The organism is Bacteroidota bacterium (genome assembly GCA_016706255.1).
Lineage (GTDB): Bacteria > Bacteroidota > Bacteroidia > Chitinophagales > BACL12 > UBA7236.
Genome location: JADJJZ010000029.1, coordinates 930,551 through 943,678, shown reverse-complemented (window position 1 = coordinate 943,678; position 13,128 = coordinate 930,551). Strand labels below are relative to the sequence as shown.

13 protein-coding genes and 1 pseudogene are annotated in these 13,128 nt (G+C 38.0%); 6 read left to right on the top strand and 8 right to left on the bottom strand.

The window, feature by feature from the left end:
• Positions 1 to 81 precede the first annotated feature (81 nt).
• Positions 82 to 603 carry a DUF4252 domain-containing protein gene (locus tag IPI65_22005; GenBank protein ID MBK7444105.1) on the top strand — a complete coding sequence of 174 codons (522 nt, stop codon included), beginning with the start codon at positions 82 to 84 and terminating at the stop codon, positions 601 to 603.
• A 36-nt stretch (positions 604 to 639) separates the two neighbouring features.
• Complete coding sequence (locus tag IPI65_22000; protein MBK7444104.1) at positions 640 to 1,158, top strand: DUF4252 domain-containing protein; 519 nt, start codon at positions 640 to 642, stop codon at positions 1,156 to 1,158.
• 66 nt (positions 1,159 to 1,224) lie between these two features.
• Here IPI65_22000 and IPI65_21995 read toward each other — a convergent pair whose 3' ends face one another.
• The 7 genes and pseudogenes from IPI65_21995 to IPI65_21965 all read right to left on the bottom strand — a co-directional run bounded on the left by IPI65_21995 (position 1,225) and on the right by IPI65_21965 (position 6,741).
• Positions 1,225 to 1,848, bottom strand: coding sequence for a CHAP domain-containing protein (locus IPI65_21995; GenBank protein MBK7444103.1), 624 nt, complete (start codon positions 1,846 to 1,848; stop codon positions 1,225 to 1,227).
• Positions 1,849 to 1,958: 110 nt separating this feature from the next.
• The gene (locus IPI65_21990; GenBank protein ID MBK7444102.1) at positions 1,959 to 2,753 is read right to left on the bottom strand and encodes a hypothetical protein; all 795 of its coding nucleotides are present in this window, start codon (positions 2,751 to 2,753) and stop codon (positions 1,959 to 1,961) included.
• Between the two features lie 32 nt (positions 2,754 to 2,785).
• Complete coding sequence (gene corA, locus IPI65_21985; protein MBK7444101.1) at positions 2,786 to 3,442, bottom strand: magnesium/cobalt transporter CorA; 657 nt, start codon at positions 3,440 to 3,442, stop codon at positions 2,786 to 2,788.
• Complete coding sequence (locus tag IPI65_21980; GenBank protein MBK7444100.1) at positions 3,429 to 3,896, bottom strand: hypothetical protein; 468 nt, start codon at positions 3,894 to 3,896, stop codon at positions 3,429 to 3,431. The genes corA and IPI65_21980 overlap by 14 nt, the downstream gene beginning before the upstream one ends.
• Positions 3,880 to 4,614, bottom strand: a complete 735-nt coding sequence (locus IPI65_21975) for a polyprenol monophosphomannose synthase (GenBank protein MBK7444099.1) — start codon at positions 4,612 to 4,614, stop codon at positions 3,880 to 3,882. The genes IPI65_21980 and IPI65_21975 overlap by 17 nt, the downstream gene beginning before the upstream one ends.
• A 5-nt stretch (positions 4,615 to 4,619) precedes the next feature.
• Positions 4,620 to 5,386, bottom strand: a pseudogene (locus IPI65_21970) (3'-5' exonuclease).
• Between the two features lie 14 nt (positions 5,387 to 5,400).
• Positions 5,401 to 6,741: a peptidoglycan synthetase gene (locus IPI65_21965; protein MBK7444098.1), complete on the bottom strand. Its 1,341-nt coding sequence runs from the start codon at positions 6,739 to 6,741 to the stop codon at positions 5,401 to 5,403.
• Between the two features lie 155 nt (positions 6,742 to 6,896).
• On the opposite strand from IPI65_21965, the gene IPI65_21960 reads away from it, so the two are divergent.
• The gene (locus tag IPI65_21960) at positions 6,897 to 7,046 is read left to right on the top strand and encodes a hypothetical protein (protein ID MBK7444097.1); all 150 of its coding nucleotides are present in this window, start codon (positions 6,897 to 6,899) and stop codon (positions 7,044 to 7,046) included.
• 72 nt (positions 7,047 to 7,118) lie between these two features.
• On the opposite strand, the gene IPI65_21955 is transcribed toward IPI65_21960, so the two are convergent.
• On the bottom strand, positions 7,119 to 7,526 hold the full coding sequence (locus IPI65_21955) for an OsmC family protein (protein ID MBK7444096.1): 408 nt from the start codon (positions 7,524 to 7,526) through the stop codon (positions 7,119 to 7,121).
• A 57-nt stretch (positions 7,527 to 7,583) separates the two neighbouring features.
• Here IPI65_21955 and IPI65_21950 point away from each other — a divergent pair, with 57 nt between their 5' ends.
• From IPI65_21950 to IPI65_21940, 3 genes are all read left to right on the top strand, one after another.
• On the top strand, positions 7,584 to 8,396 hold the full coding sequence (locus tag IPI65_21950) for a hypothetical protein (GenBank protein MBK7444095.1): 813 nt from the start codon (positions 7,584 to 7,586) through the stop codon (positions 8,394 to 8,396).
• Between the two features lie 15 nt (positions 8,397 to 8,411).
• On the top strand, positions 8,412 to 9,284 hold the full coding sequence (lipA, locus tag IPI65_21945; GenBank protein ID MBK7444094.1) for a lipoyl synthase: 873 nt from the start codon (positions 8,412 to 8,414) through the stop codon (positions 9,282 to 9,284).
• A gap of 98 nt (positions 9,285 to 9,382) precedes the next feature.
• Positions 9,383 to 12,373: a T9SS type A sorting domain-containing protein gene (locus IPI65_21940; protein MBK7444093.1), complete on the top strand. Its 2,991-nt coding sequence runs from the start codon at positions 9,383 to 9,385 to the stop codon at positions 12,371 to 12,373.
• Positions 12,374 to 13,128: the final 755 nt, after the last annotated feature.

The following is a 13,128-nucleotide window of genomic DNA, read 5'->3' as shown; positions in this document are numbered from 1 at the left end:
TGACCTTCCTGTAACTTTTTCTTAGTGTGGTTCGACTCATGTTTAATTAACGCAATTAATTAACCACAAAAATTAAACATTATGAAAAAGTTATTGCTCGCTATCGTTTTAGTTGCTTCCATTTCAGTTGGATTTGCACAAAATGTTCAAATTGACCAGTTCTTCCAAAAATATGAAGGCCAACCGGGATTTACTTCCGTATTAGTTACAGAAAAATTATTTGCACTTGCAGCTTCAGCAGTTGGCGATGATCCTGAATTACAAAATGTTGTTGACGGCATTAAGGGTATCAGAATATTAGTATTCGAAAATTCTGAAACCAATGTAAAATCTGCAGAGTATTATAAAGAATTTATGTCAACTGTTTCAACAGCACAATTCGAAGAATTAATGACCGTAAATTCAGAAGGTGATAAAGTAAAATTTTATGGCAAAATGAAAGGTGACAATATCCTCAGCGAAATGTTATTGGTTTGCGATGCAGATGGCGAATTTGTGATGATCAGTATTGTTGGCGACATTAACATGGACGAAATTTCCAAACTATCTGATATTAAAATTGATGGTATGGAAGAATTAAAAAAAGTAGAAGAAAATAAATAATTAGTATTCATCAATTACCCTCAAACAATTTACGTTATGAAAAAATTTACCGCAATAATCGCATCCGCTGCTTTCATTTTGATAAGTAGTACCAGTTTCGCAGGCAATGGTAATAACAACGATTCTACCAATACTGCCGACGATGCAAGCTCAACTAAATTAAATCTCTGGATTCCGGGAATATTTATGAAAATGGCTGCCGGTATAGCTGAAGAACATGTGGATGGTCAGGATGCAGCAGCAGTAGATTTATTGCGCAAATTTGGTAACACTACAATCTGTATTCGCGAAGGTGAATATTATAAAGAAAAAACAGATAAAAAAGTTACCCGTAAAATGAATCGTATGGAGCGTAAAAATTATGAGGCATTAGTGAGCATAAACAGCGAAGGCGAAAAAGTGAACATCAGCATAAAAGAAAACAAGCGTGGTAAAATTAGAAGAATGGTAGTATTAGTAGATGAACAAGATGAATCGTTTGTTTTTATCAAATTAAATTGTCGCCTCGAAATGCAGGATATTGCTGAAGTGTGCAATAATTATATAGCGGAATAACAATTTTATTCATAGACCGAAGCAAAATGCTTCTCAAGTCGCAGTCAGGAGTGTCTGCGACTTTTTTTATTCTATCCGCATCCAACCCAATACATGTTTATCTTCCACAACATAGCGTGCACCATTCTTTTTTAATTCAATACGTTTGCGCGATGACTCATTTGGTCCCGGATTTTGTTGTATGATTTCAATATCGGTTTCACTTACTGCAGTGATAATCGCAATATGTCCGTATTTATTTCCAAGATGTCCATCAAAAACCAAAATATCATCAACAGCCGGCGCTTTTAAACTCGGATTAGCATATTGCACCAGCGCACGATTATAATTATACGATGCATCCGGCAGCGATTTATCAAAAAAATCTTTTGCATTTCCTGAAGCATCCGGCATTTCGTGATTAAAGTGAATGTAGTAGTAGCGTTTTACAAATTCAACACATTGCCATTTTAATCCTAAGTTATAACCGCTTTTTGTAACATGTTTGGCAATTACATGATCAATTGCGCCATTATAATAAACAGGCACACCGTTAAACGTATCCACCTGAACACCGGGAGCAGTGGTATTACTATTTTGTGCCACATGCAGCGATTGCAATAAAACTGCGGTAATACCCAAAATACCACATACCAGCAGCATGTAAATTACCTGCAACCGTTTTGTAATTGGATGTTTATGGGTGAGCATAGCCTCGTAGTTAACGTAGTTAAAGATACGGTGTGTATGTTTGGTTTGTCAAATTAAAGCAAAAAAAAGACTGCACAGCGGCAGTCCTCAAAATATATTTCAGTAAGTATTTAAAATTTAAAGCTAACACCGATAGTCCCAACCATCATATCCGTTTTTGATTCTTTAGGCACTGCGGCTATCGAAATATCGCTTTCATCAATGTCACCTTCGCTTACAAATGTATTGCTGAACTCAATATCCCATTGGTCGATATCATCTTCAACAAAATATTCTGCTGTTGAACCTAAGGTATATGCAAAACGTAAATCAATAAATAAGTTTTCATTAATACCTACCATTAAACCAACTGCTCCGCCATAACTAAAAGCCCAGCTTGAGTTTTGAGAGCTGCTGGTAATTAACGGATTATCTTCTTCACTAAAATAATACTCTTCCGATTCATCATAAATGGAAGTAGTAGTTCCAAAATGATTAAAACCAACTAATCCGTCGATATACGGTTTAAAAATATTTGTCGGCGCCTGAATGCGGAGGTTAACATTCCCTTTGGTAATAAGATTGTTGGTTTCTGCGCGCAACGGGAAATATAAAACATCGATTACAGTTCCGCCTGCGGTAATTTCAGCAGTGAGTGTTTCTGTTTGTGAGCGATGACCATTGCCCAAAATCGCCATGTCGAAACCGATTAAAACCGGAATTTTTTTGTCAGGCTGAAAATACAAACTGAAGGCACCACCGGGAGCAACTTCATCGTTAAACGTTTTAAATTCGCCGAAGGGAAACCCCAATCCAAAGCCCATCCCGAAATACACGGCAGACTTTTTATTGGCAGTTGAAGTTTGTGCCTGACTGCTGCCAATTACAAACAATGATAAAATAAGCGCAAGTGTAAATTTTTGCATGTTGACATGTTTTAAATGTGTACAAAGTTAATTTATAACCACTTCTTTTTCTTAAAGATAATGAATTGCATCAAGGTGATAAAAATCATTACCCCCCAAACAACGTAATAGCCGTTTTGGGTGTGGATTTCAGGGAAATTTACAAAGTTCATGCCATACACACCCACTATAAAGGTGAGCGGAATAAATATGGTAGAAATGAGGGTTAAAACTTTGATAATTTCATTTAAATGGCTGTTCATATTCGCCATATTGGTTTGTACTAAATCGCTGAGATATTCGCGGTCAACATCAATTTGATTTACAATTTGATTCACGTGGTCAAGAACATCACGCATAAATATTTTTGATTCGGGCTGAATTAAAATAATTTCTTCTTTCATCAACCGGAATATGACTTCTTTTAACGGTGCTATAGAGCGGCGCAAATAAATTAAATCTTTATTTACATGGTGAATTCTGGAAAGGTGATTTTTATTTTTAGTGACAAATATATCATTTTCAATGGTGTCGAGTTCATTAGCATAATGGTCCAGAATAACATAATAACTGTCCACAATAGCATCAATTAAAACATATACCAGATAATCCGCATCTTTTTTTCTGATTTTACCTTTTGCCGTTCTCAGCCTGTCGCGAATAACACCAAAATAATCACCCTCTTCTTCCTGAAAACTAAGTATAATTATTGCCTAACACCAAACTAATCTGGTCGCGCTGTAATTTTTTATTTTCGTCGAAGTAAAATTCATTTAGGGTAATATAAATTAAATCATTTTCAGGATATTCATCTGCTTTTGGAATTTGAAAAACATTGAGAATATCTTCAATAATTAAATTATGTAATTTAAATGCGCCACCAATTTTTTCAATCAGCGATTCAATGTTTAATCCGTTTACATTAATCCACGTAATGAATTCCTTATTGGTTTGCAGCGGAATATTATCGTGTTGTGTAAAGGTTTTTTCGGTAAACTGCTGCTCATTATAATCAATACGGCTGATTGAAATTTCCTCGGGATGTTTATCGCCGGTATATATTGCAGTGCCGGGCAATAATCCCGATTTACGCTGGTGCGTATGGTGTTTCCTCCGCGATTTGGAGGAATTACCGGCATGTGCTATATCACGTTTGTTTGGCATAACTATTCGAAAAACTTTTCCATTTCATTTTAATAACACCGTAAACAGCTTCTTTAAAAATGCCTTTACTCATTTTGGAAATACCCTTTTCGCGGTCTTTAAAAATTATCGGAATTTCTTTTAATTTAAATCCACATTTCCAGGCGGCAAATTTTAATTCAATTTGAAAAGCATAACCGATAAATTTAATTTTATCAAGGTCAATTTTTTCCAATACTTCTTTTTTATAACAAACAAAACCGGCTGTGGTATCCTTAACCGGAATTCCGGTAATTAAACGTACATATAAAGATGCACCTTTCGATAATAATATTCTGTTTAATGGCCAGTCTTCAACTTTTCCCGATTTAATATAACGCGAACCAATAGCCACATCAGCACCATCCATGCAGGTTTCCAGTAAACGTGGTAAATCGGTTGGTTTATGTGAAAAATCGGCATCCATTTCTATGATATAATCATAGTGATGTTCCAAAGCCCATTTAAATCCTGTAATATAAGCAGTACCCAACCCGAGTTTGCCGCTGCGTTTTTGTAGAAATAATCGGCCGTTATACGTCGGCATTAATCGCTCTACATCTAATGCAGTTCCGTCAGGTGAATTATCGTCAATTATTAATAAATGAAATGCATGCGGCTGATTAAGTACAGCAGCAATCATATCGACAATATTTGCCTGTTCATTGTAAGTTGGTATAACTACTAAAGTTCCGGGCAAAGGGATTAATTGTTTTGATTTTTTATTTTAAACTCGATCATCTTTAACTTCAACTTGGTATGCAAAGGAAAATCACTTTTATATATCCAGTCAAAATATTGTGGTTCACGCTTATAAACGTCGGCACAAGCTTGTCCTGTATATTTCCCGAAATTAAAATATTCTTTGCCATCTTTCATAATCATCCTTCGGCCAAAATCAACGAAATCGCCGTCTTTGCTGAAATCATGTAAGGCCTGAACATCCGATTTTAACGTTTCTTTATATTTTTCTAACTGACCAAGCAGCACTTCGTAGGTTGCTCTTACGTCGGCCTCGGCGCTATGCGCGTTGATTAACTCTTTGTTACAAAAGAATTTATATGCTGCCTCCAGTGTACGTTTTTCCATTAAAGTGAAAATGCGCATCACATCGATATACCTTCTGTTTTCATCAAAACCGGTTTCCGCACGCAAAAACTCTTCGGCAAGCATCGGGATATCAAATTTGTTGGAATTATAACCTGCCAGGTCACAATTGGTTAAAAAAGCTCTTACCTCCTCGGCAGCTTCTTTAAATAAAGGTGCATCTTTAACATCCGCATCGGTAATACCATGAATAGCAGACGATTCAGCCGGAATTTTCATACCCGGTTTATGCGTTTGGTGAGCACTTGCTCCTGACCATCAGGCATTATTTTTAAAATACTGATTTCAACAATACGGTCGGTACTGAGATTGATGCCTGTTGTTTCAAGATCAAGAAAAGCGAGCGGTTTATCGAGTTTTAACATAGATACGGTCAAAATTATGTTAAAATTGTAAGATCGAGGTTATCGAAATTGCCTGAACTCATCAATAACAGATTAGAATTAACAATATTTAGCTTTTTTAATACTTCAAGCAGTTCATCCGAATTGTTAATTACCAGCATGGCTTCATCATTAAAATAATTTTGCACTTCCGTTTTACTCAAGGGCGGTAATTTTTTTAATTCCAGTGTATGCGGATTAAAATAAACAATCCGGATATCCGCTTTTTGCATGGTATTGCGGTAAAAAACAATAAATTCTTTATTTAAGCTGCTGAAGGTATGTAACTCGAGACAAGCTACTAATTTTTTTTCGGGAAATTGTTCTTTTACTGCATTAACGGTTGCTTCCACTTTTGATGGTGCATGGGCAAAATCACGGAAAATAATATGGTCGTCTGATTGTTTTAAAATTTCTAATCGTTTTGCTGCACCCTGAAAGGTTTGCATAGCAGTATAAAAGTCTGCATCGCTTATGCCAAGCGCATTACAAACTTTTTTTGCACCTTCCATATTTTGCATATTATGTTTTCCGAAAATGGAAAAATGATAATTATTGTTGTTTGATTTTAGATGTACAGTATGATTTTCAAGATAATAATCCGGTGTAGTATATTTTATTAACTGCGCTGCAATTTCACTTTCCGTTAACAGTAAATTGATATTTTCATCTTCACCAAAAACAATTAATGCATCATTTTGCTGTGTGCCTTCCATTAATAATTTAAACTGATTGGTGTAAGATGAAAATGTTGGAAATACATTAAAATGATCCCAGGCAATTCCGCTGATTAATGTAATTTGTGCGTGGTAGTGCAAAAATTTCGGACGTTTGTCGAGGGGAGAAGCAAAATATTCATCGCCTTCAATAATCATAATTGGTGCATCACTAAATTGAACCATGGTTTCAAATCCTGCTAATTGTGCACCAACCAAGTAATCGAATTGCATTTTTTGATGTTGCAAAACATGCATAATCATTGAGGTGATGGTGGTTTTTCCGTGACTGCCGCAAATCGCTACGCGAATTTTATTTTTCGACTGCTCATACACATATTCGGGAAAACTAAATACCGGAATATTTAAAGCGTGTGCCTGCAATAATTCAGGATTATCGGCACGTGCATGCATACCAAGAATAACGGCATCCAGATTTTTGTGGATTTTTTCCGGGAACCAACCTTTTTCGGCAGGTAATAATCCCTTTTGTTTTAAACGGGAGTAGGAGGGCTCAAATATCTCATCATCGGAACCCGTAACCTGATATCCTTTTGTGTGCAGGGCCAGTGCCAGATTGTGCATTACAGCACCACCAATGGCAATTAAGTGAATTTGCATGCGCCGAAGATATAACAATACCCTTGTTCAAAAGAAAGTGTTTATGTGGATTGTGTTGTTAAAATATTTTTTGCATCTTTACGTTATTAAAGGGAATTCCCGTAACAAAATGAACGATACACACGTATATTCGTTTCATAGTAATAAAGTAACTTATGTTTAAAGCACGTTCAATCACCAGAGTATTTATTGCAGCCGGATTAGCTGTGATGTTAACCGTTTCTATTTCTTCTTGCGGACATAAAGAAGGTTGCCCTAATAAAATCACTGAAGTTGCCGGTGTAAATATCACTACAACTACCTGATTTCGGGTTAACCGCAAACATAATTTGCCTGACTATTTAACCGATAGTCGGGCATTTCTTTTTATATAAGCCTCACACGTATTCGAAGGTGATTTTTTTGATGATTTCGCTGGATAAACTCTGAATTACCGGACAGGTTTTACCGGCTACTTCGAGTAAATGTTTATCCTTATTGGTAAGTGTGCCGGCAGGAATTTTTAAAGCGCAGTGAATTTCAGCAATACGGCGTGGGTTAGATGCCATAACCTTAGTAATATCTACTTCAGTTCCGGTAATATCCAAGCCGTGATTACGCGCCGCAATGCCCATGATGGTAAGCATACAGCTTGCAGTAGCCGTGGCAACCAGGTCGGTGGGAGAGAAGGCTTCACCCTTGCCCTGATTATCGGTTGGTGCATCGGTAATGATGGTGGTTCCCGATTGTAAATGTGTAGCCTGCGTCCGCAAATCTCCCTGATATATAACTTTTGATATTAACATGACAATTTTTTTTTCTTTTTAGCAACTAATCTGCCACAAAAATCGTAATATTATCCGATGAAATTTGGTGCACTGCTATTGGGTTTGCTGTTTGGCTTGCAAATGTTCGCTCAGGATACTGTAGTGACGCCGCAAAACAAGTCGAATCCCATTGTATTAAATAAAGGAAATTCAGGTGGTACTAAGCCTTCAGGCTTGAGTTACGAAAATGAATTTAGTATGGGTGCCAAAATTTCTACTTCAGGCTGGGCAATTTTTGGTGATTATACCCAAGATGTGAATTACGATAAAAAACGCGTTTTATATTTTGAACTCGAATTTTTGAAAAACCCGAAAGAAACCAAAAGGGTTAACGAATTTACCATCGGATTTACGCCACCTAAACCATTTGTTTACGGCAAACAAAATTCATTTTTTAACCTGAAAGCAGCTATTGGAGAAAAACGATTAATCGGTGAAAAGGCCGAGAAGAGCGGGTTTCAGATAAGTGCCAATTATGGCGGCGGATTTTCAGCGGGATTTATAAAACCTTATTATCTCGAAGTTTATACCGAAAATCCTGAGGAGGGCAGTCTCACCGTTCCTATTCGTTATTCGGATGAAACGGAAGAATTATTTCTCAATGCCATCAAAATTTATGGCGCTTCGGGTTTCAGCACCGGATTAAATGAAATTTCAGTTGTTCCGGGATTGTTTGGAAAAGCAGGTTTAAACTTCGACTGGGCAACGTATGATGATTTTGTGAAATCGGCTGAAGCAGGCCTGGGTGCTGAGTTATATCTTAAAGATATTCCCATCATGATTCAGGAAAACAACAAGCCTTATTTTGTTTATTTATATCTAAGTTTGCAGTTCGGAAAGAAGTGGTAAAAACTAAGGAAAAACATGATTGAACTACCGGTTGCAGAACCGCACGATAGATTACGCAAACCGAAATGGTTAAAAGTAAAATTGCCAACCGGAGAAAACTACCGGAACGTTCGGCAAATAGTTGATGATTACAAGTTACATACAATTTGTGAAAGCGGAAATTGTCCGAACATGGGCGAATGCTGGGGCGCAGGCACCGCAACGTTTATGATTTTAGGGAATGTATGCACCCGCTCCTGCTCATTTTGTGCAGTAGCTACCGGTAGGCCTACTGAACTGGATTTAGATGAGCCTTTTCGTGTGGCAGAAGCCATAAAATTGATGAAGGTGAAACACGCAGTAATTACCAGCGTAAACCGCGATGAACTTGCCGACAGAGGTGCTTCCATCTGGCATAAAACTGTTGCAGAGATAAAAAAACTTTCGCCCGAAACAACAATTGAAACATTAATTCCGGATGTGAAATCCAATTGGGATGCACTAATCACGATGATTTCACCGGGTCAGGAAGTAGTTTCTCATAATATGGAAACGGTTAAACGATTATACCGCCTCGTTCGCCCTCAGGCAAAATACGAACGCAGCCTGGAACAAATACAACGCACCAAACGTTATGGTAAAAGAACTAAGTCGGGCGTAATGCTCGGTTTAGGTGAAACAAAAGAAGAGGTTTATGCAATCATGGATGATTTGGTTGCGCACGGTTGTGAAATATTAACACTGGGTCAATATCTTCAGCCGACAAAAATGCACCTCGATGTAAAAGAATTTGTCACCCCCGAAATGTTTGATCATTACCGCGAAGTAGGCATGAATAAAGGGTTTTTGTATGTTGAGAGTGGTCCGCTCGTTAGATCATCTTATCATGCAGAACGTCATGTTTTCTGATGCAATAATGATGTAAAAAATGTAATTAGTTGGTCATATTAAATTATCTGTTAATTAGTCTTAATTATTTTTTATAGTTTTACCCAAAATAGCGATTCATGAAAAGGAATTTTACGATTTTCAGTCTATCATTTATCAGTTTGGTTTTCCTGTCAGTGCTTGTGGTGAACAGCTTTGCTAAACAGGATGCCTCCGGTTTTACAAGTGACACAATTACGGGATTGCACGAACGTGCAGAAAGAAAAGAAGCCCGCGTTGAGGGTTATCGCACGTGGTTAAACAGCATGAAAGCCAATCCTAAAACAGGAAAGGTGGAAATGGAAGATGTATTTGCCGCACGCGAGCAAATGAGAGAATACTACCAAAAAGTAGAAGAAAGTGGCCGTGGTGGTTCATTACTGAACTTAGAATGGCAAACAATGGGCCCATCAAATGTTGGTGGACGTACCCGCATTATTTTAATTGACAAAAACAACCCTGACCGCATGTATGCCGGCGGCGCCAGTGGTGGATTATATTATTCAGATAACGGTGGTTTAGAATGGTTCCCACATCCACAAAATGATGAATTCAGTTCATTATTGATTTGTGGTATGGACCAGGCTGCCAACGGCGATATTTATTTCGGAACCGGTGAATACTGGGCCGATTATTACGATGGTTCATTCGGAAGTTATACGCATGGTTTCGTGGGTGATGGTATGTATAAAGCTGCTGCCGTAACAGGTGCAGATTTACCAACCTTTACACAGTTAACTGCAACTATTCCAACGCCGGGTGAAATCGGCAGCACATCGGGTGTAACATGGGCTTATGTAAACCGCGTTACCTGTAACCCAACCAATGCAAATATGGTTGCTGCAGCTACAAACACCGGTTTAAAAATTTCTACCGATGGCGGAACTTCCTGGTCAAACTGCGAAGGCGGTGGAACCCCGTTGAGCGGCATTACTGATGATGCAAAATTTGATAAAGAAGGTTATCTGCATGCAATATCTTCTAGTCAGAGAAAATATTACCGTTCAAACAATACTGCCGATCCGGCAACTATGGACGAATTAGGTGAAGGTCTTCCTGTAGGCAGCACACGTCGTGCACTTGCAGTTGCTCCATCTGATAACAATTACGTGTATATCTATTCAGCTAAAACCGGAACTTACGGTTTACAGGGTATATTTCAGTCTACAGATAAAGGCGCAAACTTTGTGCAAATTTCTGAAGAAGCAAGTGATTTCTTCAATCCAAACGGAACCAGCGCAAACATTACCTGGAACGTATGTATTGCAGTTAAACCTGACAATCCTGAAAGAATATATATCGGCGGACAAATTCAATCATGGACTTGGGATGGTGCATCAGGAAGCTGGACACCAATGACCAGTTCAGGTTACCCTGCTTGGTATCCTAAATATATCCATGCCGATCAGCACTTTATCACTTTCCATCCTGAAAATCCTGAAATCATGTATTTTGGTTCAGATGGTGGTGTTTCAAGAACTACGAATTCTTCTGCTCAATATCCTGATTTCGCTACATTAAATAAAGGGTTAAACTTTTATCAGAGCCACGGTATCGCTATCGGTATTGAAGGTGAAGCAATGGGTGGTTCTCAGGATAATGGTTCTCAATACGTAAACTTCGATTTGAACTCTGAATTACAGGCTGTTGAAGTATTAGGTGGTGATGGTGGTAAAACTGAAATTTCAAGAATGCGACCTGAATATTTATTCGGAACATTCTTTTCAGTAACAGCAAACGGAAACGGAGCTGTATTACGTCGTTCAGTAAACGAAGGTTCATCAATGGCATCTATTTATGATTGTAATATCGATGGTGGTGTTACTAACTGTACACAAGATGGATTAGCAGATGGCGGTACCGACTTCGTGACACCTTTTGTATTATGGGAAAATTATGATTTGTATGCCACTTTTAAAGATGTAATTACAGGTGGTACTGTTGAATATCCTGCAGGAAGTGGTAATTTTTATACTAATGGTGATGTTGTGAACTACTTAGGTCGCGACATTACATTATCAATTACAGCATTATATGAATCAAGATTATACCATGCGGTGAAAAATAACCTTTGGGTTACAACAGGTGCTTTATTTAACTCAACTGAGGCACCACAATGGTTCAAAATATTACCTGCAACTTCCGGAACTGTTAGTGCAATTGAGTACGACAAAACCGGTGATATTGTATATGTTGGAACAGAAAACGGAAGATTATATCGCATTAGCGGTTTATTGACTGCTAACTTTGAATATGTTGATGTTGATGGTGATCCTGAAACTGCTGGTGTATTTAGCCCGGCAACTGCAGGTATTGTTTCATTTACATATGCAAATGTATTCCCCGGCAAAATTACCGGTATCAGCATGGACAGAAATGACCCTGACCGTGTAGCTATTTCAATAGGTGGTTATGGTGTTGACCAAAACGTTTGGTTTACTGACAACTGTTTATCTGATGATGCTGCTGTTTTCCAGTGTTTATCTGATGGTGGCGCTTTACCTAACATTCCTGTTTATGACATCTTAATGCATGTAACAGATAATGATAAATTGATTATTGGAACTGAATTTGGCGTTTGGAGTTATTCAATAACTTCAGGTGGTGACTGGACTCAGGAAAACGGTGCTGTTGCCGGCGGCGTTGGCCCGGGTAATGTACCTGTGTTTGAAGTTCGTGAAGACTGGATTCGTGATACCGATTGTTATGCAATATATATTGGAACTCATGGTAACGGTTATTACCGAGCTACCAACCTTGCAGCCGGAACCTGCGATTTCACTACAGTGAGCTCAGGCCCAATTCAGGAAGAAATAATTGCCGGTATTGTATTAGCACCTAACCCTGCAGATACTTATACCAACGCCAATGTTACACTGAATGAAACTGCAGTGATGTCGATTACTGTAGTAAACTTAACCGGTGTAACCGTTAAAAACTACGGCGCTGCAAACTATGCTTCCGGCATGCACAATATCAATCTTGATGTGCGTGACCTTACACCTGGAACTTACCTGGTGGTATTTGAAATAAATGGATATGTTATCAGCAAACGTTTAGTAGTGATCTGATAATTAATAAGATAAAATGAAACCCTCGCTGTAAAGCGGGGGTTTTTTAATGTACCAATGGGTTAATGTACCGATGTACCAATTGAACAGCCGGATTTGAGGATTGATTTTATTCGGAGCTATCGGAAGGTGATTACTATTAAGTATCGCCTTTTTTTATTTTATAATATTATAATTGAACAGCTGGATTTGAGTATTGATTTTATTCGGAGCTATCGGAAGGTGATTACTATACAAACCAATGTTATAATTGAACAGCCGAATTGGAATGAAGATTTTATTCGGAGCTATTGTAAGTTGTTTATTATTATCACGCGAATTATTTGTCTTATAATTTTATAATTAGAGAGCTGAAACAGCTATGAGTTCGGTCGGGAGACCGGGGTGGCGTCTGGAGTCGGGAGACTCCACGACAAACGAGGTTAATGTGCCGATGTACCAATGTGTTGATGTACCAATTGAACAGCCGAATTCGAATGAAGATTTTATTCGGAGCTATCGTAAGGTAAATACTATACAAACCAATGTTATAATTAAACAGCCGAAACGCTACCGGGCTGGTATATTATTTATGTTTAACATTCAACATTTTCATTTCGGTCGGGAGACCGGGGTGGCGTCTGGAGTCGGGAGACTCCATGACAAACAGTTAAGTCAATACCAATGGTGATACCCAATTGAACAGCCAAATTCGAATGAAGATTTATCGAGCATTGTAAGTGTATTATTATCACGCGAATTATGCTTATAATTTT

Excerpts from the sequence above, each read along its gene's own strand:
- IPI65_22005 (MBK7444105.1), top strand. The coding sequence starts at position 82 with ATGAAAAAGTTATTGCTCGCTATCGTTTTAGTTGCTTCCATTTCAGTT.
- IPI65_22000 (MBK7444104.1), top strand. The coding sequence starts at position 640 with ATGAAAAAATTTACCGCAATAATCGCATCCGCTGCTTTCATTTTGATA.
- IPI65_21995 (MBK7444103.1), bottom strand. The coding sequence starts at position 1,848 with ATGCTCACCCATAAACATCCAATTACAAAACGGTTGCAGGTAATTTAC.
- IPI65_21990 (MBK7444102.1), bottom strand. The coding sequence starts at position 2,753 with ATGCAAAAATTTACACTTGCGCTTATTTTATCATTGTTTGTAATTGGC.
- IPI65_21980 (MBK7444100.1), bottom strand. The coding sequence starts at position 3,896 with ATGCCAAACAAACGTGATATAGCACATGCCGGTAATTCCTCCAAATCG.
- IPI65_21965 (MBK7444098.1), bottom strand. The coding sequence starts at position 6,741 with ATGCAAATTCACTTAATTGCCATTGGTGGTGCTGTAATGCACAATCTG.
- IPI65_21960 (MBK7444097.1), top strand. The coding sequence starts at position 6,897 with ATGTTTAAAGCACGTTCAATCACCAGAGTATTTATTGCAGCCGGATTA.
- IPI65_21955 (MBK7444096.1), bottom strand. The coding sequence starts at position 7,526 with ATGTTAATATCAAAAGTTATATATCAGGGAGATTTGCGGACGCAGGCT.
- IPI65_21950 (MBK7444095.1), top strand. The coding sequence starts at position 7,584 with ATGAAATTTGGTGCACTGCTATTGGGTTTGCTGTTTGGCTTGCAAATG.
- lipA (MBK7444094.1), top strand. The coding sequence starts at position 8,412 with ATGATTGAACTACCGGTTGCAGAACCGCACGATAGATTACGCAAACCG.
- IPI65_21940 (MBK7444093.1), top strand. The coding sequence starts at position 9,383 with ATGAAAAGGAATTTTACGATTTTCAGTCTATCATTTATCAGTTTGGTT.